The 21,061-nt window shown below is 65.7% G+C and carries 26 protein-coding genes; 21 read left to right on the top strand and 5 right to left on the bottom strand.

The window, feature by feature from the left end; all coding sequences use genetic code 11:
* The first annotated feature begins 48 nt into the window (after positions 1–48).
* The 3 genes from B7X49_RS05860 to B7X49_RS18755 all read left to right on the top strand — a co-directional run bounded on the left by B7X49_RS05860 (position 49) and on the right by B7X49_RS18755 (position 1,059).
* A complete protein-coding gene (locus tag B7X49_RS05860; RefSeq protein ID WP_286702646.1) occupies positions 49–483 on the top strand; it encodes a heme-binding protein in 435 nt (144 codons plus the stop codon).
* 116 nt (positions 484–599) lie between these two features.
* On the top strand, positions 600–743 hold the full coding sequence (locus B7X49_RS05865) for a hypothetical protein (RefSeq protein ID WP_286702647.1): 144 nt from the start codon (positions 600–602) through the stop codon (positions 741–743).
* Positions 712–1,059, top strand: a complete 348-nt coding sequence (locus B7X49_RS18755; RefSeq protein WP_353744407.1) for a DNA alkylation repair protein — start codon at positions 712–714, stop codon at positions 1,057–1,059. Before B7X49_RS05865 ends, B7X49_RS18755 begins: the two co-directional genes overlap by 32 nt.
* Here B7X49_RS18755 and B7X49_RS05870 read toward each other — a convergent pair.
* A complete protein-coding gene (locus B7X49_RS05870) occupies positions 1,038–2,447 on the bottom strand; it encodes a trypsin-like peptidase domain-containing protein (protein WP_286702648.1) in 1,410 nt (469 codons plus the stop codon). The genes B7X49_RS18755 and B7X49_RS05870 overlap by 22 nt on opposite strands.
* Before the next feature lies 1 nt (position 2,448).
* On the bottom strand, positions 2,449–3,297 hold the full coding sequence (gene gluQRS / locus B7X49_RS05875; protein ID WP_286702649.1) for a tRNA glutamyl-Q(34) synthetase GluQRS: 849 nt from the start codon (positions 3,295–3,297) through the stop codon (positions 2,449–2,451).
* 48 nt (positions 3,298–3,345) lie between these two features.
* Here gluQRS and B7X49_RS05880 point away from each other — a divergent pair, with 48 nt between their 5' ends.
* The 7 genes from B7X49_RS05880 to B7X49_RS05910 all read left to right on the top strand — a co-directional run bounded on the left by B7X49_RS05880 (position 3,346) and on the right by B7X49_RS05910 (position 8,544).
* Positions 3,346–4,002 (top strand): alpha/beta hydrolase, encoded by a 657-nt coding sequence (locus B7X49_RS05880; protein ID WP_286702650.1) that lies wholly within the window; start codon positions 3,346–3,348, stop codon positions 4,000–4,002.
* Between the two features lie 183 nt (positions 4,003–4,185).
* A complete protein-coding gene (locus tag B7X49_RS05885) occupies positions 4,186–4,746 on the top strand; it encodes an HNH endonuclease (RefSeq protein ID WP_029310852.1) in 561 nt (186 codons plus the stop codon).
* Positions 4,743–5,372 (top strand): glutathione S-transferase family protein, encoded by a 630-nt coding sequence (locus B7X49_RS05890; protein ID WP_286702651.1) that lies wholly within the window; start codon positions 4,743–4,745, stop codon positions 5,370–5,372. Before B7X49_RS05885 ends, B7X49_RS05890 begins: the two co-directional genes overlap by 4 nt.
* Before the next feature lie 61 nt (positions 5,373–5,433).
* Entirely contained in the window at positions 5,434–6,648 is a 1,215-nt protein-coding gene (gene trpB, locus B7X49_RS05895; RefSeq protein WP_286702652.1) for a tryptophan synthase subunit beta, read from the top strand.
* Entirely contained in the window at positions 6,645–7,481 is an 837-nt protein-coding gene (trpA, locus tag B7X49_RS05900; RefSeq protein ID WP_286702653.1) for a tryptophan synthase subunit alpha, read from the top strand. The genes trpB and trpA overlap by 4 nt, the downstream gene beginning before the upstream one ends.
* Before the next feature lie 54 nt (positions 7,482–7,535).
* Positions 7,536–7,982: a DUF29 domain-containing protein gene (locus B7X49_RS05905; RefSeq protein ID WP_286702654.1), complete on the top strand. Its 447-nt coding sequence runs from the start codon at positions 7,536–7,538 to the stop codon at positions 7,980–7,982.
* A 43-nt stretch (positions 7,983–8,025) separates the two neighbouring features.
* On the top strand, positions 8,026–8,544 hold the full coding sequence (locus B7X49_RS05910; RefSeq protein WP_286702655.1) for a GNAT family N-acetyltransferase: 519 nt from the start codon (positions 8,026–8,028) through the stop codon (positions 8,542–8,544).
* Here B7X49_RS05910 and purD read toward each other — a convergent pair.
* Entirely contained in the window at positions 8,532–9,806 is a 1,275-nt protein-coding gene (gene purD, locus B7X49_RS05915; protein ID WP_286702656.1) for a phosphoribosylamine--glycine ligase, read from the bottom strand. The genes B7X49_RS05910 and purD overlap by 13 nt on opposite strands.
* Positions 9,807–9,858: 52 nt before the next feature.
* Here purD and xseA point away from each other — a divergent pair, with 52 nt between their 5' ends.
* Positions 9,859–11,247, top strand: coding sequence for an exodeoxyribonuclease VII large subunit (xseA, locus tag B7X49_RS05920; RefSeq protein WP_286702657.1), 1,389 nt, complete (start codon positions 9,859–9,861; stop codon positions 11,245–11,247).
* On the opposite strand, the gene B7X49_RS05925 is transcribed toward xseA, so the two are convergent.
* Both B7X49_RS05925 and B7X49_RS05930 read right to left on the bottom strand, forming a co-directional pair.
* The gene (locus B7X49_RS05925) at positions 11,248–11,976 is read right to left on the bottom strand and encodes an anti-sigma factor domain-containing protein (protein ID WP_286702658.1); all 729 of its coding nucleotides are present in this window, start codon (positions 11,974–11,976) and stop codon (positions 11,248–11,250) included.
* Entirely contained in the window at positions 11,973–12,515 is a 543-nt protein-coding gene (locus tag B7X49_RS05930; protein WP_286702659.1) for a sigma-70 family RNA polymerase sigma factor, read from the bottom strand. Before B7X49_RS05930 ends, B7X49_RS05925 begins: the two co-directional genes overlap by 4 nt.
* Before the next feature lie 250 nt (positions 12,516–12,765).
* Between B7X49_RS05930 and B7X49_RS05935 the strand changes: the two genes are divergently transcribed.
* The 10 genes from B7X49_RS05935 to mscL all read left to right on the top strand — a co-directional run bounded on the left by B7X49_RS05935 (position 12,766) and on the right by mscL (position 20,989).
* Positions 12,766–13,257, top strand: a complete 492-nt coding sequence (locus tag B7X49_RS05935) for a Fur family transcriptional regulator (RefSeq protein ID WP_286702660.1) — start codon at positions 12,766–12,768, stop codon at positions 13,255–13,257.
* Positions 13,254–14,057, top strand: coding sequence for a GNAT family N-acetyltransferase (locus B7X49_RS05940; RefSeq protein WP_286702661.1), 804 nt, complete (start codon positions 13,254–13,256; stop codon positions 14,055–14,057). The genes B7X49_RS05935 and B7X49_RS05940 overlap by 4 nt, the downstream gene beginning before the upstream one ends.
* A 93-nt stretch (positions 14,058–14,150) precedes the next feature.
* Positions 14,151–14,663 (top strand): SspB family protein, encoded by a 513-nt coding sequence (locus tag B7X49_RS05945; RefSeq protein WP_286702662.1) that lies wholly within the window; start codon positions 14,151–14,153, stop codon positions 14,661–14,663.
* A gap of 30 nt (positions 14,664–14,693) precedes the next feature.
* Positions 14,694–16,340, top strand: coding sequence for a fumarate hydratase (locus B7X49_RS05950; protein WP_286702663.1), 1,647 nt, complete (start codon positions 14,694–14,696; stop codon positions 16,338–16,340).
* An 88-nt stretch (positions 16,341–16,428) separates the two neighbouring features.
* Positions 16,429–16,824, top strand: a complete 396-nt coding sequence (locus tag B7X49_RS05955) for a VOC family protein (protein ID WP_029310865.1) — start codon at positions 16,429–16,431, stop codon at positions 16,822–16,824.
* Positions 16,821–17,858 (top strand): tRNA preQ1(34) S-adenosylmethionine ribosyltransferase-isomerase QueA, encoded by a 1,038-nt coding sequence (gene queA / locus B7X49_RS05960; RefSeq protein WP_286702664.1) that lies wholly within the window; start codon positions 16,821–16,823, stop codon positions 17,856–17,858. The genes B7X49_RS05955 and queA overlap by 4 nt, the downstream gene beginning before the upstream one ends.
* Positions 17,855–18,973 (top strand): tRNA guanosine(34) transglycosylase Tgt, encoded by a 1,119-nt coding sequence (gene tgt, locus B7X49_RS05965; protein ID WP_286702665.1) that lies wholly within the window; start codon positions 17,855–17,857, stop codon positions 18,971–18,973. The genes queA and tgt overlap by 4 nt, the downstream gene beginning before the upstream one ends.
* Positions 18,966–19,430 carry a preQ(1) synthase gene (gene queF / locus B7X49_RS05970; protein ID WP_286702666.1) on the top strand — a complete coding sequence of 155 codons (465 nt, stop codon included), beginning with the start codon at positions 18,966–18,968 and terminating at the stop codon, positions 19,428–19,430. The genes tgt and queF overlap by 8 nt, the downstream gene beginning before the upstream one ends.
* The gene (gene queG, locus B7X49_RS05975) at positions 19,423–20,466 is read left to right on the top strand and encodes a tRNA epoxyqueuosine(34) reductase QueG (protein ID WP_286702667.1); all 1,044 of its coding nucleotides are present in this window, start codon (positions 19,423–19,425) and stop codon (positions 20,464–20,466) included. Before queF ends, queG begins: the two co-directional genes overlap by 8 nt.
* Before the next feature lie 64 nt (positions 20,467–20,530).
* Positions 20,531–20,989, top strand: a complete 459-nt coding sequence (gene mscL, locus B7X49_RS05980; protein ID WP_286702668.1) for a large conductance mechanosensitive channel protein MscL — start codon at positions 20,531–20,533, stop codon at positions 20,987–20,989.
* Positions 20,990–21,061 lie beyond the last annotated feature (72 nt).

The raw sequence follows: 21,061 nt of genomic DNA on the forward strand, positions 1-21,061 counted from the left end.
CTAAACCCCGGCATTCATGACACCGCTACCACTGACAGGACTCGATCGATGACCAATCTCACCCTCGCCACCGCCGAAACCATCCTCGCCGCCGCCCGCGCCAAAGGGCGCGCGCTCAACCTCGCACCACTGACCGTGGTGGTGCTCGACGCCGGCGGCCACATGGTCGCGCTCGCGCGGGAGGATCGCTCGGGCATCGGCCGGGTCGAAATCGCAACCGGCAAGGCCTGGGGCGGCCTCGCCATCGGTGCCGGCTCGCGCGTGCTGTTCGACCGCTGGAACGCCGGCGGCGCCGGCTTCGTCACCGCCCTCGCCGCCGCCACCCAAGGCCGCATGGTGCCAGTGCCGGGCGGCGTGCTGGTGATCGATGGCGCCGGCGACATCATCGGCGCGGTCGGCATTTCGGGCGATACCTCCGATAACGACGAGACCTGCGCGATTGCCGGGATCGAGGCGGCTGGGTTGACGGCTAAGGCGGGGTGAGGATCGGTCAGAAAGTAAGGGAAGTCCTTCTTTTTTTGGAAAAAAGAAGCAAAAAACTTTTTTGAATTGGGGTCCGGGCTCAGTCAGGCATCGCAGACATGGAATAATCGAAACGATTGGACGCACAGGCGCTTCGTGCGGTGCTGTGCAACGATCCGGAGCCGTTCAAACAGGCGATGCGGCAATGGAGCACCGGCGGGGATATGTGGCAGCGGCGGTGCCGCCATAATCTGTCCGAACAAGGCCAAGCAAGCGACTGATCTTGAACTACTTTACGATTGTATCGAACCGTCGGTCGAGTCCAGGGAATTTTTCTTGCGCAAGGGGATCGGCTGGGCCTTGCGGGAATACGCCTGGACGGACCCGGACGAGGTGCAGCGTTATGTCGATCAGAACAGCCACCGCCTCAGCGGCCTGAGCCGCCGCGAAGCCCTAAAGACCATCACGCGCAAGGCAACCCGTCCACAGCGCCCCCGACCCCGAGTCAAAAAGTTTTTTGCTTCTTTTTTACAAAAAAGAAGCCCTTCCCTAACCTTCCTATCAACCACCGAGCCTCAATGCGCCTTGACCGCATGATCCAGCGGCACCGAAATCCACGACGACCCATCCGGCCCGTCGACCAGCAGGGCGACCGCATGTTTATGCGCCAGCCGATCGTTCAGCGCCTCGGGCGAGGTTATGAAATCCGGGCCGACCGCTTCGATCAGCGTATCGGCCTGTAATCCGGCATGGGCGGCGGCGCCGTTTTTGTCGACCGAGACGACAATCACGCCCTGGGCACCGGGATGGGTCATCACGCCGATGCCGAGGGCGCTGATCATATCGGGTTTCGGCGCTGTGGTGGCGGGTGCGGCTTTCGGTTTGGCACCTGGTGCGGCCGGTTTCGGCGGTACGGCGATGGTGATGGTCGCGTCGTGCACATCGCCATCGTGCCGGTAGCGCAGTTGCGCGGTCTGGCCGACCGGGATTTCGGCGAGAGCGACCTTGAAGGCGTGCACCGTATCGATCGGGTTGCCGTTGACGCGGGTGATCACGTCGGCCGGCGCTAATTTGCCGGCCGAGGGGCCGTGCGCAACGACGCCGCCGACCACGACGCCATCGGTCGTTTTCAGATGCCAGGCGTGCTGCATGTCGGCCGAGAGATGTTCCACCCGCAATCCGGCCCAGCCGCGCGTCATCGAGCCATGCGCGATCAGCGCGAGGGCGACCGGCTTGACCATGCTGGAGGGGATGGCGAACCCGATGCCGACCGATCCGCCCGAGGGTGAATAGATTGCCGAATCGACGCCGACGACGTGCCCCGCGGCATCGAGCATCGGGCCGCCGGAATTGCCGCGGTTGATCGCGGCATCGGTCTGGATGAAATTGTCAAAAGGGCCGGAGCCGATATCGCGGTGCAGCGCGCTGACCACGCCGGCCGAGACCGAGAAACCGAGGCCGAACGGGTTGCCGATCGCAACCACCCAGTCGCCCAGTTCGAGCTTGCCGCTGTCGCCGAACGTCAGATACGGATCGGGCTTGCCGGTGTCGATTTTCAGCACGGCGAGATCGGCCTTTTTATCGGCGCCGACCAGCTTGGCGGTGAAAATCCGGCCGTCATGCAGCGTCACCTTGATTTCGCTGGCACCGGCGATGACGTGATGATTGGTGACGATATAGCCATCCGGGCTGATGAAAAACCCGGTGCCAAGCGCCTGTTCGGCGCGCGGCGGCACGATCAGGCTGTGGCTGTCGGCTTTGTCGGTCGCGGTCTTGTGAAATCCGCCAGCACCCGGCTTGCTCGCCGCACCGCTGCCGGGCTTGGCTTTCATCGGGTCGATGCTTTCGACATCGACCACCGCCGGCAACGCCGCCCGCGCGAGTTTTGCGATCGCCGGTGGCGCCGGTGCGGCATGGGCAGGTGCTGCGATGGCGAGGCCAAGGGCTGCGAGTGTCAGAACGGGCAGGGTTTTGCGCAATGTCATGTCATGAGAGTGAGGTGATATTGCCGATCCGGCAAGAGATGATTTTCCGGACCTGATCGGGCGTTACACCACCCTCCCGCAGGTCGCGCAGCGTGGCGGCACGATCGCGCTTGGCCAGGCGCCGGCCGGCGGCATCGGTCAGCAGAGCGTGATGGGCGTAGCCCGGCGTTGGCCAGCCGAACAGGCGTTGCAGCACCACCTGGATGGGCGTTGCATCCCGCAGGTCCGCGCCGCGCGTCACCAGCGTCACGCCCTGCAGCGCATCGTCATGCGTGACGCATAAATGATAGCTGCACGGCGCATCCTTGCGGGCGAGCACGATATCGCCGCACGCCGCCGCATCGCCGCTGATCCAGCCCTCGCCCGCCTCGTGATAGCGCACGGGGCCGGTTTGGCGGATGGCGGCATCGGTGCGCAGGCGCAGCGCATAGGCATCGCCGCGCGCCATGCGGTCGGCGGCAAATGCGGGATCGAGGTGGCGGCAGGTGCCGGGATAGACCGCGCCCGCCCCATGCGGCGCCCCGAGCGCGGCGGCGATTTCGGCGCGCGAGCAGAAACACGGATACAGCAGCGCCATCGCCGCGAGTTGATCGAGTGCGGCGCGATAGGCGGCGACATGCGCGGACTGGATGCGCGGTGCGCCATCCCAAACGAGTCCGAGCCAGGCGAGATCCGCGAGGATCGCCTCGGTATAACAGGGCCGGCACCGCGCGGTATCGATATCCTCGATTCGCAGCAGAAACCGCCCGCCGGCCGCCCGCGCATGCTCGAACCCGATCAAAGCGGCAGCGGCGTGGCCAAGGTGCAGATACCCGGTCGGGCTGGGGGCGAAGCGCGTGGTGATGGACATCGGACGGCAGGATGATACCCTCAGCGGCAAATTCAAAGAGGGATCAGGATGGACGTACTGGATGGACCGCGTTGGGGACAGGCCGCGGGTGCCGCGAAGCAACTCATCGTGCTGTGCCACGGCGTCGGTGCCGACGGCAATGATTTGATCGATCTGGCACCCTATTGGGCGAAAGCCGCGCCGGAGGCGGCCTTCGTCTCGCCGCACGCGCCCGAACCCTTCGCCATGGCGCCGCACGGAAGGCAATGGTTCGACATCGGCGATCGCGATCCCGCCAAGCTTGCGGCCGGCGTCAGGCGCGCGCGGGTGGCCCTCGATGCGTTTCTCGATGCTGAACTGTCACGCCTGGGCCTGCCGCCCGATGCCTATGCGCTGATGGGCTTCAGCCAGGGGGCGATGACCGTGCTGTTCACCGGCCTGCGCCGCGCCGTGCCGCCGCGCGCGATTCTCGCGTTTTCCGGTGCGCTGATCGACCCGGACTCGCTCGCGCGCGAACTCACCGGCCGCCCGCCGGTTCTGCTGGTTCATGGCATCGAGGATCAGGTGGTGCCGGTCTCGCGCTCGCGCGACGCGGAGGCGGTGCTGCGCACAAACGATGTGCCGGTGCAGGCGCTGTATGTACCGAAACTGGCGCATGGCATCGAGGATTCGGGCCTCTCGGCCGGCGCGCTGGCGCTGCAGAAGGGCTTCGCGACCGTTGTTTAAGTTTGATGACAAGGGTTTCGCCCAACCGGCTTCGGCTTGCGGGCTTGGCCGGTCTTTGTCATAAAGCGCGCATGAATTCGGCCTGCCACGACATCTGGCGATTCGATTTCCGAAACGCCCTCAAGCGTTGGTCCCCGTTCTGGGACCTGTTCAGTCCGGCCGCGGTCCGGTGCGGTGCGCCTGATGCCTGACGGCGGGCAGAATTTCCCCGCTCTCGTGCTGAACGCGGATTTCCGTCCGCTCTCCTATTTTCCATTATCGCTCTGGGCCTGGCAGGACGCCGTGAAAGCGGTGTTTCTCGATCGTGTGTCCGTCCTGTCGGAATACGAGCACGAGGTGCATTCCGTCTCGTTGTCGATGAAGCTGCCTTCGGTAATCGCGCTGAAGGATTTCGTGCCCTCGATGCGCCAGCCGGCGTTCACCCGGTTCAACGTATTTCTGCGCGATGGGTTCACCTGCCAGTATTGCCACGATCGGCTGCCCGCGCCGGATCTGACGTTCGACCACGTGATCCCGCGCGCGCGCGGCGGCCGCACGACCTGGGAAAACGTGGTCACCGCCTGCGGTGCGTGCAATCTGCGCAAGGGTTCGAAACTGCCGCGCGAGTGCAAGATGTTCCCGTATGAAACGCCGCGCCGGCCGAACAGCTGGGAATTGCAGGATCGCGGCCGGGCGTTTCCGCCGAATTTCCTGCACGAAAGCTGGCGCGACTTCCTGTATTGGGACAGCGAGTTGGAAACATGAGCGATCTGATCCTCTATACCAACCCGATGTCGCGCGGCCGCATCGCGCGCTGGATGCTCGAGGAGATCGGCCAGCCCTACCGGGTTGAACTGCTCGACTACAAAACGACGATGAAATCGCCGCACTACCTCGCGATCAACCCGATGGGCAAAGTCCCCGCGGTGCAGCACGGCGATACGATCGTCACCGAAACCGCGGCAATCTGCGCCTACCTCGCGGATGCGTTTCCCGAGGCCGGATTGGCACCGCCGCTCCGCGATCAGCGGCGCGGCCCTTATTTCCGCTGGATGTTTTTCGCGGCCGGCCCCTACGAGGCGGCGGTGACCAACAAGGCATTCGGCTTCGAAGTGCCGGCGGGACGCGAAATATCGACCGGCTACGGCAGTTATACTGCGGTGATGGACGCGCTGGAGCAGGCGGTCGGGCAGGGTGACTTCATTCTGGGCGATCAGTTTTCGGCCGCCGATGTCTATGTCGGCTCGCAGATCGCCTTCGGCCTGATGTTCGGCACGATCGAAAAACGCCCCGCGTTCGAGGCCTATGCCCAGCGTCTGGCAGCACGGCCCGCCGCCCAGCGCGCCGCCTTACTGGACGATGCGCTGATCGCCGCCGCCGGCGATAAATAGCGCCCGGCCCGGTTTCACCTGATCGTCATATCGGCTATCTCCGGTTCATTGGAGAGCCGCCATGAACAAACCGATCCCGAATTCCCTGCGCAACCTGCCCGACGAACGTGGCCGCTTCGGCGCGTTCGGCGGAAGGTTCGTCGCCGAGACGCTGATGCCGCTGATCCTGGAGCTGGAAGCGGCTTACGAGGAAGCCAAGCGCGACCCGGCGTTTCAGACCGAATTCGACTATTACATGAAGCATTACGTCGGCCGGCCGAGCCCGCTGTGGTTCGCCGAGCGGCTGACCCGCAAACTCGGCGGTGCCAAAATCTATTTCAAGCGCGATGAGCTGAACCACACCGGCGCGCACAAGATCAACAATTGCATCGGCCAGATCCTGCTGGCCAAGCGCATGGGCAAGACGCGGATCATCGCGGAAACCGGCGCCGGCCAGCATGGTGTTGCGACCGCGACCGTCGCCGCATTGTTCGGCCTGCCCTGCGTGATCTACATGGGCGCCGTCGATGTCGAGCGCCAGCAGCCCAACGTGTTCCGCATGAGGCTGCTCGGCGCCGAGGTGGTGCCCGTCACCTCCGGTGCCGCCACGCTGAAGGATGCGATGAACGATGCGATGCGCGACTGGGTCGCGAACGTGCGCGACACGTTCTACATCATCGGCACCGCCGCCGGCCCGCACCCCTACCCCGCCATGGTGCGCGATTTCCAATCGGTGATCGGCACCGAGGCGCGCGCCCAGATGATCGAGGCCGAAGGTCGCCTGCCGGATGTCGCGATCGCCGCGATTGGCGGTGGTTCCAACGCGATCGGCCTGTTCCACCCGATGCTCGATGACGAGGTGAAACTGATCGGCGTCGAAGCCGCCGGGCGCGGCCTCGATTCCGGCGAGCACGCCGCCTCGCTCTCGCGCGGCCGGCCCGGCGTGCTGCACGGCAACCGCACCTATCTGTTGCAGGATGCGGATGGCCAGATCCTCGAAGCCCATTCGATCTCGGCCGGGCTCGACTACCCCGGCATCGGGCCGGAGCATTCGCATCTGCACGACATCGGCCGGGTGGAATACGTCGCCGTCACCGATGACGAGGCGCTGGAAGCGTTCCAGCTCTGCTGCGCGACGGAGGGCATCATCCCCGCGCTGGAACCGGCCCATGCGCTCGCGCATGTCGCGAAAATCGCGCCCGCGATGGACCCGTCACAGATCATCCTGATGAATCTGTGCGGCCGGGGCGACAAGGATATTTTCACGGTCGCGAAGCATCTCGGAGCAAAACTGTGAGCCGGATCGCCGCCACGTTCGCACGGCTGAAATCCGAAGATCGCGCCGCCCTGATCACCTTCGTCGAAGCGTTCGACCCCGATCGCGCGACTTCGGCCGCCCTGCTCGCCGGCATGGCCGCGCGCGGTGCGGACATCATTGAAATCGGCATGCCCTTCACCGACCCGATGGCCGATGGCCCGACCATCCAGCAGGCCGGCCGCCGCGCCTTGGCCGGCGGCGCCACCGTTGCCGGCACCCTCGGCCTGGTGCGCGACTTTCGCGCCGGCAACGACACCGTGCCGCTGGTGCTGATGGGCTACCTCAACCCGATCCTGTCCTACGGCGTCGCCCGCTTCACCGCCGATGCCGCGACCGCCGGGGTCGATGGGTTGATCGTGGTCGATCTGCCGACCGAGGAGACCGATCTGATGCTGGCGGACGTGCGGGCGAACGGGCTCGACCTGATCCGCCTGGTCGCCCCCACCACCTCCGATGCGCGTCTGCCGGTGGTGCTGAAAGACTCCTCGGGCTTCGTGTATTACGTGTCGATCACCGGCATCACCGGCACCCGCACCGCCTCCGCCGCCGACCTCGCGCGCGACATCCCGCGCCTGCGTGCGGCCACCAGCCTGCCCATCGCGGTCGGCTTCGGCGTGCGCACCCCCGAACAGGCCGCGATCGTGGCCCGCCACGCGGATGGCGCGGTGGTCGCCTCCGCCCTGATCGACCGCATGGCCGCCGGGCTCGACGATCAGGGCAAAGCTTCCGCCGCACTGATCGCCACCGTACTCGACGATGTCACCGCCCTGGCCGCAGCGATGCGCCGCGAGCGGGTGACGGTTTTGGCGTGACGCCGGCCGCCCGATGCCCTACCCTGAATCCCGCGCGGCGGAAGAGTGCAGGTGATGAGCAATTCGACCCTCTATGAGCAGGCTTTCTACGCCTGGGCCCAAGAACAGGCAGCCCCGCTCCGATCCGGCCGGTTCTTCGAGGCAGATTTTGCGAACATCGCCGAGGAAATCGAGAGCATGGGCAAATCGGAGAAGCGCGAGCTGGTCAATCGCCTCGCGCTGCTGCTGGCACGTTTGCTGAAATGCCAATTCCAGCCGACGTTCCGCGGCAACAGGTGGTTGTTTTCGATCGAGGAGCAGCGCGCGCGGCTCGCCGATCATCTGGCCGACAATCCGAGCCTGAAAGCGGCGCTGCCCGACCTGATCACCACTGCATACCGGCTGGCAAGCATCGGCGCCGCCCGCGCGACCGGCCTCGGCCGCGAGAGTTTTCCACGCGCCTGCCTCTGGTCGTTCGAGCAGATCAAGGCGGATGATTTCTGGCCGGGTATCGCGGAATAGACACTGTCCAAACGATGCGCTGCCAGAACAGGACAATCATGGAATGACGCCCGCTATTTCGTTCACCGCACGGCTTGACATCAGACCGCTCGGCAAGGCCGACGCCCATTTTTTGTTCGAATCGTTCCAGGATGACCGGCTTTACCGTTACATTCCACGGCGACCACCGCGCACGATCGGCGCCATGGCCGCCGAATTCAGCGAATTCGAGGCCGGAGCACCGGATGGCAGCGGTGAGACATGGTTGAACTGGGTCATCATCCGGCGTGATCCACGCCGCCATATCGGCACGCTGCAAGCGACGCTGTTCGCCGATGGAGGGCTATGGATCGGTTATATGATCAGTCCCGACGCGTGGGGGAACGGGTTTGCCACCGAAGCCGTGGCCTGGCTGATCGGTGCCGTCCAGGAGATGTTTCCGGGACGGCAGATGTTGGCTTCGGTGGATACCAGAAACACCGGATCGATCCGCGTTTTAGAGAAGACCGGCTTTGCGCGGCTGCGAACCGAGCCCGCAACCATTTACGATGAAGTGACCGAGGATCATATCTACGCGCGTTGACCCGACGCCGCCCCGATATCCCGCCGGCAGAATCCGTCCGGAAACGCGATCGCATCCACCGCCCGATAGGCACGCCCAACCGCCTCGTCCACACCGCCACCGGTCGCGGTCACCGCCAGCACGCGGCCGCCCGCGCTGGTCAGACCGTCAGCGGCCAGCGCGGTGCCGGCATGGAACACCACCGTATCCGGCAACGCCACCGCCTCACCCAGATCGATCGCGCTGCCCTTGGCGTACGCGCCCGGATAGCCCTTTGCCGCCATGATCACGGTCGCCGCCGCCGCATCGCGCCAGACCGGCGTCATCGCCGCATCGAGCGTGCCATGGGCACCGGCGGTCAGCAGCGGCAACAAATCGCTCCCCAGCAGCGGCATCAGCGCCTCGCATTCCGGGTCGCCGAACCGCGCATTGAACTCGATCAGCCGGGGACCGGTCGCGGTCAGCATCAGCCCGGCGAACAGAAACCCGCGGAATGGGCTGCCGCGCGCCGCCATGGTCGCCAGCGTCGGGCGGATAATGCCGGCCATGATGGTCTCGATCAGCGCGTCCGTCGCCGCCGGGTGCGGCGCAATCGCGCCCATGCCGCCGGTGTTCGGACCGGTATCGTGATCGAAGGCGCGCTTGTGGTCCATCGCGGTGCCGCAGAACAACGCCGTCTCGCCATCGCACAGCGCGAACAACGACATTTCGCTGCCGGTCATGCACTCCTCGATCACGATGCTCGAACCCGACGCACCATGCACCCCATTCTCCAGCATCGCCGCAATCGCGGCTTCCGCCTCGGCATCGCTCGCCGCCACCACCACACCCTTGCCGCCGGCCAGTCCATCCGCCTTGATCACGATCGGCGCCGGATGGTCGGCCAGATAGGCGCGCGCTGCTACCGCATCCGTGAAACTCGCCCAGGCGGCGGTCGGAATCGCCGCCTCATCGCATAATGCCTTGGTGAACTGCTTCGAGGCTTCGAGCTGTGCGGCCGCCTGGCTCGGCCCGAAACAGGCGATGCCGGATTCGGTCAGCGCATCCGCAATCCCGAGCGCCAGCGGCAGTTCCGGCCCCGGGATCACCAGATCGATCGCGTTCGATGCGGCGAACCCGACCAGCCCGGCAATGTCATCCACCGCGATCGGCACGTTTTCGCCATGCTGCGCGGTACCGGGATTACCGGGGGCGATGAACAGGCGGGTCAGCAACGGGCTTTGCGCGAGCTTCCAGGCCAGCGCATGCTCACGCCCGCCATTGCCGATAATCAGAACCTGCATCCCGTGCCCTCCTGCTTGCCATGCGAGCGGGCGCTTAGCATAGTCCCGCCCCATGAGCGAAACCCTGCCCCCACCAGCCGGCAATCTGCCGGAACTCACCGTGTCCGAAATCGCCGGTGCGGTAAAACGCACGCTGGAAACCGCGTTCGGGCGGGTGCGGGTGCGCGGCGAAATCACCGAAATGAAGCTCTACGCCTCGGGCCATACCTATATGGCGCTGAAGGACGAGGGCGCGAAAATCCGCGCGATCATCTGGAAGGGCAACGCGTCGCGAATCGGCATGAAGCCGGAGAACGGCATCGAGGTGATCGCGACCGGGCGGATCACGTCGTATCCGGAGCGGTCGGAATATCAGTTGATCATCGAGCGGCTGGATTATGCCGGCGAAGGCGCGCTGCTTGCGCGGATCGAGGCGCTGCGGCTGCGGCTGCTGACGGAAGGCCTGTTCGAAGCGTCGCGCAAGCGGGCCTTGCCGATGCTGCCGCGCGTGATCGGCGTGGTCAGTTCGCCACAGGGTGCCGTCATCCAGGACATCAAAACCACCATCGCCCGCCGCTTTCCCAGCCACATCGTGCTCTGGCCGGTCGCGGTGCAGGGCGAAGGGGCCGCAGCACAGATCGCCGCCGCCATCGCAGGCTTCGGCGCCCTGCCGCCCGATGGCGCCATCCCCCGGCCCGATGTGCTGATCATCGCGCGCGGCGGCGGCTCGCTCGAGGATCTGATGGCGTTCAACGACGAGGCGGTGGTCCGCGCGGCGGCGATGAGCCCGATTCCGTTGATTTCGGCGGTCGGGCATGAAACCGACACCACGCTGATCGATTTCGTCTCTGATCGCCGGGCGCCCACTCCGACCGCAGCGGCCGAGTTGGCGGTGCCGGACCGGATCGCGCTGGCGGCCGATCTGGCGCAGTCGGGTGCGCGGCTGGCTGGGGCGTTGCTGCGAATCGCACAGACCGTGCGGTTGCGACTCGATCGGGCGGCTTCCGGCTTGCCTGACCTGCCCGCGTTGGTGGGTGCGGCGCGGCAACGGCTGGACGACCGGGGTGAGCGTCTGGTTCTGGCGCTGCCGGCGCTGCTCATCGTGCGGCGCGCGGCGCTCGATCGGCTGGCGGGGCGGTTGCTGCATCCGCGCGAATTGATCGCGGCCAAGCGCCATCAGGTGGCGCTGCTGGCGCAACGCCTGGCGGTGCCGGCGACCGCACGGCTGCGCGAAAGTCGGTTGCGGCTCGATGCGGCGGCGGCGCGGTTGGAGAGCGTGTCCTACAACGCCGTGCTCGCGCGGGGGTTCGCGCTCGCGATCAACCCGAAGGGTGAGCCGGTCACCTCGGCCAAGGCGGCGGCGGCATCACGCAAGCTGACGATCCGCTTTCACGATGGCGATATCGGTGTGCAGACCAACGCGCGCGGTGCCGGTGCGGTGCAGCCCACCTTGGATCTCTGATCAGGCGCCGTTGTTGACCGGCAGGATCGGGCCGGCGAACACGATGGGGGTGTCCGGTTGGCCGGTCGGCGAACCGCCCGGCGGTTCGACCGTGACGGCCATCAGGATATTCCGCTTGCGCAGATCGGCCGGGATCTGGTGGGCCGGCAGCACGCTGGGCATCGCCGAAACGAAGCCGATTGCCACCGGTTTTTCACCGCCCGCGACCGCCCACAACTGCCACACCTTGCCCGCCGGCGGCTTGATGTCACCAACCGGTGCGATGTTCATGCCACCATCGCTGCGCAAGGCGACGGTGAACACCGGGCCGGCCTTGCTCGCGAGCACGGCAACCAGGCCTGGGGCGGGGGTCGGTTGCGGGCGGAGCACGGCGATCGCGATGGCGGCGGCGACGGCGATACCGCCGACGCCGCGCCAGACGGCGACGTTATCCCAGAAGCTTTCCCGCCAGGTCGGCCGACGGCGCAGGGATGTCGGTGATTGCACGGGGCTGGCGCTGTCGCGCGGTGACAGGATGCGCTGGATTTCGAGCCACACCGATTCGGAGGGTTCGACCGGCGGCACCGCGAGCGAGAGTGGCAACAGCCTGACTTCCCAGGCCGAAACTTCCATGGCAAGCACCGGGTCGACCGCGAGATCGGCCTCGAACTCACGGCGTTCCTGGCCACGCAGCAGGCCAAGAACATACAGACCCGCGCGATCCGGGGTGGGGGCGATCAGGTCACTCATCGTTCAAGACATTTCTTCAACGCATCAAGCGATCGAACGATCCAGCTTTTGATGGTGCCCAGGGGCGTTTTCGTGAGATCAGCGATTTCGCTGTGCGAATAACCTTCGACGTAAGACAGCATGACGGACCGGCGCCAGTTCTCGGGCAGTTCGTTGATGCAGCTCGAAAGAGCGCGGCTGTCTTCGATATCGACCGGCAGTTCCGCGGCGACGTCCGGCAGTTCATCGGTCCCGGTATGGCGCTTTTCGTTTTCCAGCCGATCGAGCGCGCGGTAACGCAGAATACCGATCATCCAGGCCTTGGGCGAGCCGCGTTGGGTATCGAACCGGTCGGCATTGCGCCAGATCTGCAAAAACGCGTCCTGGAGCGTTTCCTCGGCGTGCGGGCGGTTGCGCAACAGCCGGAGCGCGACACCGAGCATGGTTGGCGCCATCGCATCATAAAGAGCGCGCAACGCGAGGGGGTCACGCTCGGCACACCTGCGTAGCAGAGCGGCGAGCCCGTCATCTGCCGCCACCCCGGCCGTGCCGTCACTCAAAAGAATGAAACCTGTGCCATCGAACATCTTGTAGGTGAGTACGGCGGGTCAGGCAATCGAGATGCAGCGGGAACCGAACGCAGCGTCGCTTTATTTACATATTTTGTATGATACTATTTCGTGTCTTAGAATTATAGCGGCCGCAAGATCAACACGCCGCGAGCCACATCCGATTCGGCCGCGCACGGGCTGGCCCGTACCCGTGCGTTTGGGGTGGACCGGGCGGCTCAGATAGTTCACAACGCGCCTGATGGAGACCCGCATTGAGCGTCTGTGCATGGAAATCGGGCTCAAAATGACCGGCCCGCGCCGCGCCATTGCACGTATCCTGTCCGAAGCGAATGACCATCCCGATGTCGATGAACTGCACCGCCTGGCCCACACGCTCGACCCGCGCATCTCACTCGCTACCGTCTATCGGACCGTGCGCCTGTTCGAGCAGCACGGCATATTAGAGCGGCGCAACCTCGGCAGCCGGCGGGCGCGCTATGAAATGTCGGGCGATCGCGATCATTTCCATCTGGTCGACCAGGAGAGCGGCAAGGTCATCGAGTTCGACGAGCCGGAAACCGAGATCCTGATGCGGCGCGTCGCCGCACGGCACGGCTTCGAGCTGATGTCGCTCAAGATCGAATTGTTCGGCCGCAAACTCCGGGCCGAGGCCGGGCCGCACGACGCCACGGCACCGGCGACCAGCCCGCCGGACAATATGCATACCGCCGCCAAGAGTGCTGCCGAATGACCGCCGTGCTCGCGATCGGCCAGGAGCCGCTGTTCGAGGAGTTGCGCGCCGGCAATCTGGGCGTCCGCCTCGCCACCACCGCCGATGAGATCGATGCCGCCCAGGCGCTGCGGTTCAAGGTGTTCTACGAAGAGCTCAGCGCCCGGCCCGATGCCGGCACCCTCGCCAGCCGGCGCGACCGGGACCAGTTCGACCCGATCGCCGATCATTTACTGGTGATCGATCACGATATCGCGGATGATGCCCGTGGCGTGGTCGGCACCTACCGCCTGATCCGCCAGGAGGCCGCCGACAAGATCGGCCGGTTCTACTCGGCCGATGAATACGATCTGACCCTGTTGGAGCGGTTCCCTGGCCGGTTACTCGAACTCGGCCGCTCCTGCGTCGATCAAACCCACCGCTCGCGCGCGGTGATGCAGCTGTTATGGCGCGGCATCGCGGCCTATGTGTTTCAGCACGGCATCGAGCTGATGTTCGGTTGCGCCAGCCTGCAGGGCACCGATCTCGATGGGCTCGCGGCCGACCTGACCTATCTCTACACCAATCACCTCGCCCCCGAGCCGATCCGGCTGCGCGCGGTGGCGGATCGCTACGTCGACATGTGCCGGCTCGACCCCGCCGCGATCGAGCCGCGCCAGGTGCTCGCCGGCCTGCCGCCGCTGATCAAGGGCTATCTGCGCCTCGGCGGTTTCGTCGGCGACGGCGCGGTGATCGACTGGCAGTTCAACACCACCGACATCGCCGTGCTGGTGAAAACCGACCTCGTGACCGAAAAATACTACCGTCATTATGCAAGATGACCATGATGGACGCTGAATTGCCGGCCTGACGGTTGGCCTCCGGCGCGCTGCGCGCTATGCGTGCGCACCGATAGCGAAGAGCAGATTGGACCTATGGCCGAAGACGACACGCCGATCCCCGACAGCCTGTTGCCCTACGATGTATGGACCGAGGAGGCGTTGCGCCTGGTCGCGGTGCGCGCCCTGCAGCACGCCGCGCGCGAAGGCATGCCCGGCGGGCATCATTTCTACGTGACCTTCGACACCAGGCACCAAGGCGTGGTGATGCCGGATCGCCTGCGCGCGCAATATCCCGAGGAAATGACCATCGTGCTGCAGCACCAGTATCGCGACCTGATGGTCGATGAGGCGGAGCGCTGGTTTTCGGTGAAACTGTCGTTTGGCGGCGTGCCCTCGACCCTGCAGATCCCGGTCGCGGCGCTGACCGCCTTCGCCGACCCCGAAGTGCGGTTCGGCCTGCAATTCGCGCTGCACGGCAACACCGATATCGAGCCTGAGCCGCCGGCACCCGAACCGCAAGCCGAGCCGGCGCCGCCGGCCGAAAGCGGCCCCGCCGAGGTTGTCAGCCTCGATGCGTTTCGCCGCCGGCCGCCCGCCAAGGACTGAACGACAGAGTATGGAGCATTGGGGATCGCCATGAACGCCATTGTGAAAAAGACCGCCGATTTCGCCTTCTCCACCATGTTTCCGCTCGGACATGACGATACGGTGTGGCGCAAGCTCGACCTTGCCGGCGTCACCACGATCGAGGCGGGCGGCAAAACCATCGTGCGGATCGCGCCCGAAACGCTCTCCGCCCTGACGTTCGAGGCGTTCCACGAGGTGTCGCATCTGCTGCGCCCGGCCCATCTGCGCCAGTTGCGGACCATCCTCGATGATCCCGAGGCCTCGCAGAACGATCGCTATGTCGCGATGGAATTTCTCAAGAACGCCAATATCGCGGCCGGCGGCGTGCTGCCGATGTGCCAGGACACCGGCACCGCCATCGTGTTCGGCAAAAAGGGCCAGCGCATCTGGGTTGATGGTGACGAGGAAGAAGCCTTCTCGCACGGCGTCTATCGCACCTTCACCGAAACCAATCTGCGCTATTCGCAAATGGCGCCGCTGAGCATGTATGACGAGGTCAACACCGGCACCAACCTGCCGGTGCAATGCGATATTCTGGCCGCGTCCGGCGACTCCCACGCCGAGGAGTTCGACCTCATGTTCGTCGCCAAGGGCGGCGGATCGGCCAACAAGAGCTTTCTCTATCAGGAAACCAGGGCAATCCTGAACCCGAAGAAACTCATAGAATTCATTGAAACTAAAATAAAAACACTGGGTACCGCCGCCTGCCCGCCCTATCACCTCGCCATCGTGATCGGCGGCACCTCCGCCGAGGCAACAATGAAGACCGTCAAGCTCGCCTCGACCAAATGGCTCGACGCACTGCCGACCACGGGCGATGCCACCGGCCACGCCTTCCGCGATCTGGCGCTCGAACAGGACATTCTCGACCTCACCCGCCGCATCGGCATCGGCGCGCAATTCGGCGGCAAATATTTCTGCCACGATGTCCGCGTCATCCGCCTGCCGCGCCACGGCGCTTCGCTGCCGGTCGGCATCGGCGTGTCGTGCTCGGCGGATCGCCAGATCAAGGCGAAAATCACCAAGGACGGCGTCTTCCTCGAACAGCTGGAAACCGAACCCGCGAAATACCTGCCGGAAGTGACCGACACGCATCTGGGCGGCGACGTCGTGCGGATCGACCTGACCCGCCCGATGCCCGAAATTCTCGCCGAACTGTCGAAACACCCGGTCAAGACCCGCGTCGCCCTCACCGGCACCATCGTGGTGGCGCGCGACATCGCCCACGCCAAGCTCAAGGAACGGCTCGATCGCGGCGAAGGCCTGCCCGATTACATCAAGAACCATCCGGTCTATTACGCCGGCCCCGCCAAAACGCCGGAAGGCATGGCGACCGGCAGTTTCGGCCCGACCACCGCCGGGCGGATGGATAGCTACGTCGCCGAATTCCAGGCGGCCGGCGGCTCGCTGGTGATGCTGGCCAAAGGCAACCGCTCGCGCGCCGTGCGCGATGCCTGCAAGGCGCATGGCGGCTTCTACCTCGGCTCGATCGGCGGCCCCGCCGCCGTGCTGGCGCGCGATAACATCCGTCATGTCGAAGTGCTGGAATATCCCGAACTCGGCATGGAAGCGGTCTGGAAAATCGAGGTGGAGGATTTCCCGGCCTTCATCGTGATCGACGATAAGGGCAACGATTTTTTCGCGGACTTAGTATGACGATGAGTATCGAGACGCACAGTCCCTTAGCTTGGCGCGCAGCGCCTTCGGCTCTGCCGCGCGGCAACGATTTCTTCTCGGAATTAGTATGAAATTCACCATCGATCGGATCGACCACGTCGTCCTCACCTGCAGCGACCTCGGCGTCACCGCCGATTGGTATGAGCGCGTGCTCGGCATGGAGCGCGAGGAATTCGGGCCGGACAAGCGCATCGCACTCCGCTTCGGCGCGCAGAAGATCAACCTGCACCAGGCCGGCAATGAATTCAGCCCGCACGCCGCCAAACCACAGGCCAGCGCGCTTGATATCTGCTTCATCACCGCCCTCGGCACCGAGGATATCGTCAGGCATCTCGGCGAACAGGGGGTCGACGTGGTCGAAGGTCCGGCGCCGAAAACCGGCGCGCTGGGCGCCATGCGTTCGGTGTATTGCCGCGATCCGGACGGCAATCTTATCGAGATTTCCAGCTATCTCGAAGGATGAACCTGGCGGATTTCGACTATGCGCTGCCGGCCGAGCGTATCGCGGCCGAACCGGCGCGGCCGCGTGACGCCGCACGGCTGCTGCACGTCACCCAGGCAGAACTGCACGATTGCCGGATCGCTGACCTGCCCGAACTGCTGCGCCGCGGCGATTGCCTCGTCGTCAACGACACGAGGGTCATCCCCGCCCAACTGACCGGCCGGCGGGGTGACGCCGTCATCGGCATCACGCTCGATCGCCCGATGGACGATGGCACCTGGCGCGTCCTGCTGCGCAACGCACGACGGGCACGACCCGGCGAGACCATCACGATCGATCGCGGCGAAGGCCTCACCGCCACAGTGGTCTCGCGCGCGGATGACGGCGCGGCCCGGCTCCGCTTCAACGCCGAGGGCGATGCATTCCGCACCGCGCTCGATGCCGCCGGCGCCCTCGCACTGCCGCCCTACATCCCGCGCGATGCCAGCGTGACCACGCAAGATCAGGCCGATTACCAGACGATGTTCGCCGCCCATGAAGGCGCCGTCGCCGCCCCCACCGCCGGGCTGCACTTCACCCCGGCCCTGCTCGAAGCGCTGGCCGCGAAAGGCATCACCACCGCCCGCGTCACCCTGCATGTCGGCGCGGGCACCTTCCTGCCGGTCCGCACCGAAACGCTGGCAGACCACCGGATGCACGCCGAACGCGGCATTATCACCGCCGCCACCGCCGCCGCCATCAACGCCGCCCGCACTGCCGGCGGCCGCATCGTCGCGGTCGGCACCACCAGCCTGCGCGTGCTGGAAACCGCCGCCGCGGCGGATGGCACGATCATGCCCTGGTCCGGGGAGACCGATCTATTCATCCTGCCCGGCTACCGGTTCCGCGCGGTCGATCGCCTGCTGACCAATTTCCACCTGCCCCGCTCGACCCTGCTGATGCTGGTCGCCGCCTTCGCCGGGCACGACCGCATCAAAACCGCCTATCAGCACGCTATCGCGCAGCACTACCGCTTCTATTCCTATGGCGACGCCTGCCTGCTGGAGCCGGCATGACCGAATTTGGCTTCACCCTGCTCGGCCAGGATGGCGCCGCACGGCGCGGCCGCATCACCACCGCGCACGGCACCGCGCAAACCCCGGCGTTCATGGCGGTCGGCACCGCCGGCACCGTCAAGGCAATGACGGCCGATCAAGTCCGCGCCACCGGCTCGGAAATCGTGCTCGGCAACACCTACCACCTGATGCTGCGCCCGGGGGCGGACCGCGTGGCTGCGCTCGGCGGCCTGCACCGCATGATGGACTGGCCCGGCATCATCCTCACCGATTCCGGCGGATTCCAGGTGATGTCGCTCGCCAAACTCCGCAAACTCGATGAAATCGGCGTTACCTTTCGCTCGCATATCGATGGTTCGGCCCATCACCTCACCCCGGAATCCTCCACCGCCATCCAGCACAAGCTCGACGCCACCATCACCATGGCGTTCGATGAATGCACCCCATTCCCCGCCACGCCGGATGAAGCCGCGGCCTCGATGCGCCTGTCGATGCGTTGGGCCGCCCGCTCGCGCGCGGCCTTCACCCCCCGCCCCGGCTACGGCCAGTTCGGCATCGTCCAGGGTGGCATCTACCCCGATCTGCGGGCGGAATCCGCCGCCGCCCTCACCGCGCTGGGCTTCGAAGGCTACGCGATCGGCGGCCTCGCGGTCGGCGAAGGCCAGCCAGCCATGTTCGAAACCCTCGACGCCACCACCCCGCTGCTGCCTGCCACATCACCCCGCTACCTGATGGGCGTCGGCACGCCGGATGACCTGCTGGGGGCGATCGAACGCGGCGTCGACATGTTCGATTGCGTGATGCCCACCCGCGCCGGCCGCACCGGCCGCGCCTACACCGCGCGCGGCGTGTTCAACCTGCGCAACGCCCGCTTCGCCGACGATGCCACCCCGCTCGACCCCGCCTGCACCTGCACGCTCTGCACCCGCCACTCCGCCGCCTATTTGCATCATCTGTTCCGCTGCGAGGAAATGCTGGGCCCGATGCTGCTGACCGGGCATAACCTCACCTATTATCAGGCGCTGATGCACGGCGCGCGCACGGCGATCGAACAACACCGCTTTGCTGCCTACGCCGCCGCCGCGCGGGACGGATGGAGACAGACCCATGACTGACGAACGCTACGCCGGCCTGCACCAGCTCGGCCACTACACCAAAGCCCCGGAAACCCCCGAACAGGCCGAACTCGAACGCGTCGCCGCCCCCGCCCAAGGCCGCGCCTACGTCATCCGCTTCACCTGCCCGGAATTCACCTCGCTCTGCCCGATGACCGGCCAGCCCGATTTCGCCCATATCGTGCTCGACTACATCCCCGATGCCTGGATCGTCGAAAGCAAATCCCTCAAGCTGTTCCTCGCCTCGTTTCGCAACCACGGCGCGTTCCACGAAGCCTGCACCATGATGATCGCCGAACGCCTGATCGATCTGCTCGCGCCGCGCTGGCTGCGCATCGGCGCCTATTGGTATCCGCGCGGCGGCATCCCGATCGATGTGTTCTGGCAGACCGGCGCCCCGCCCGAAGGCGTCTTCCTGCCCGATCAAGGCGTCGCCCCCTATCGCGGCCGTGGCTGAGGCGCAATCGCTCAAGGCCGCCATCACCACAAGCGCCGCGGCACTCGGCTTCGATGCGATCGGCTTCACCCGCGCCACCTTGACCGCCCAACACCGCGCCAACCTCGATGCCTACCTCGCCGCCGGCCACCACGGCACCATGGCATGGCTCGCCGAACGCACCGCCCAACGCGCCGACCCCGCCACTCTCTGGCCCGAAGCCGTCAGCGTCATAGCACTCGGCCTGTCCTACGCCCCGGCCGGCGATCCGCTCGCCACACTCGCCCGACCCGATCGGGGCAATATCTCGGTCTACGCCCGCAACCGCGATTATCACGACATCATCAAAGGCAAACTCAAACACCTCGCCCAGTTCATCACCGCGCGCGCGACCACCGGCATCAAGGTCTTCGTCGATACCGCCCCCGTGATGGAAAAACCGCTGGCCGCCGCCGCCGGCCTCGGCTGGCAAGGCAAGCACACCAACCTCGTCTCGCGCACCCACGGCTCCTGGCTGCTGCTCGGCGAAATCATGACCACGCTCGACCTGCCGGCCGATGCACCGCACGCCGATCGCTGCGGCTCCTGCACAAAATGCCAGACCGCCTGCCCGACCGATGCCTTCCCCGCGCCCTACCAGCTCGACGCAAGGCGCTGCATCTCCTACCTCACCATCGAACACGAAGGCCCGATCCCGCAGGCACTCCGCCCCGCCATCGGCAACCGGATCTACGGCTGCGATGATTGCCTCGCCGTCTGCCCCTGGAACAAATTCGCGAGCCTCGGCCGCGAAGCCAAACTCACCGCCCGCGCCGACCTCATCGCCCCGCCGCTCGCCGCCCTCGCCACCCTCGACGATGGGGCCTTCCGCGCCCATTTCGCCGGCGGCCCGATCAAGCGCATCGGCCGCCGCCGCTTCGCCCGCAACGTCGCCATCGCGATCGGCAACTCGGCCGATCCCAGCCTCGCCCCCAGCGCCGCCCACCTCGCGGCCGACGCCGATGCAACCGTCGCCGAAGCCGGCGCCTGGGCGCTCCACCAATTGCAAAATCTCTAATTTGAAGCTGGAATCAGTTCGATAAATCATCTATCCCGCATCCGATCACAAAAAGGATGCACCGGTGTCTCAATCATTCCGTCCAAAAACCCCCGGCTGGGTCGATGAATTCAAAACCTTCCTCCTCCGTGGCAACGTCGTCGACCTCGCCGTCGCCGTCGTCATCGGCGCCGCCTTCACCGGTATCGTCTCCAGCCTGGTCGCCAATATCATCAACCCCCTCATCGGCCTGCTGACCGGCGGCGTCGATTTCTCGAATCACTTCATCACCCTCAAAGGCACCATCGCCCCCACCCTCGCCGCCGCCAAAAAAGCCGGCGCCGTCACCCTCAACTACGGCCTGTTCATCAACGCCATCATCAACTTCGTCATCGTCGCCTTCGCGATCTTCTGGATGGTTCGGCTGATCCAGAAACTCTACCGCAAACCACCCCCGCCACCCGCCGTCGAACCACCCCCCACCGCCTCCGAAACCCTGCTCACCGAAATCCGCGACCTGCTGAAATCGCGCCCTACGGTTTGAGGTTAGGCGCTGGATAGCAAGCAAGGCCAGGGGCTCTGCCCCTGGACCCCGCTAAGGGCTTAGCCCTTAGAA

It is taken from the genome of Acidiphilium sp. 34-64-41, from assembly GCF_002282635.1.
Lineage (GTDB): Bacteria > Pseudomonadota > Alphaproteobacteria > Acetobacterales > Acetobacteraceae > Acidiphilium > Acidiphilium rubrum.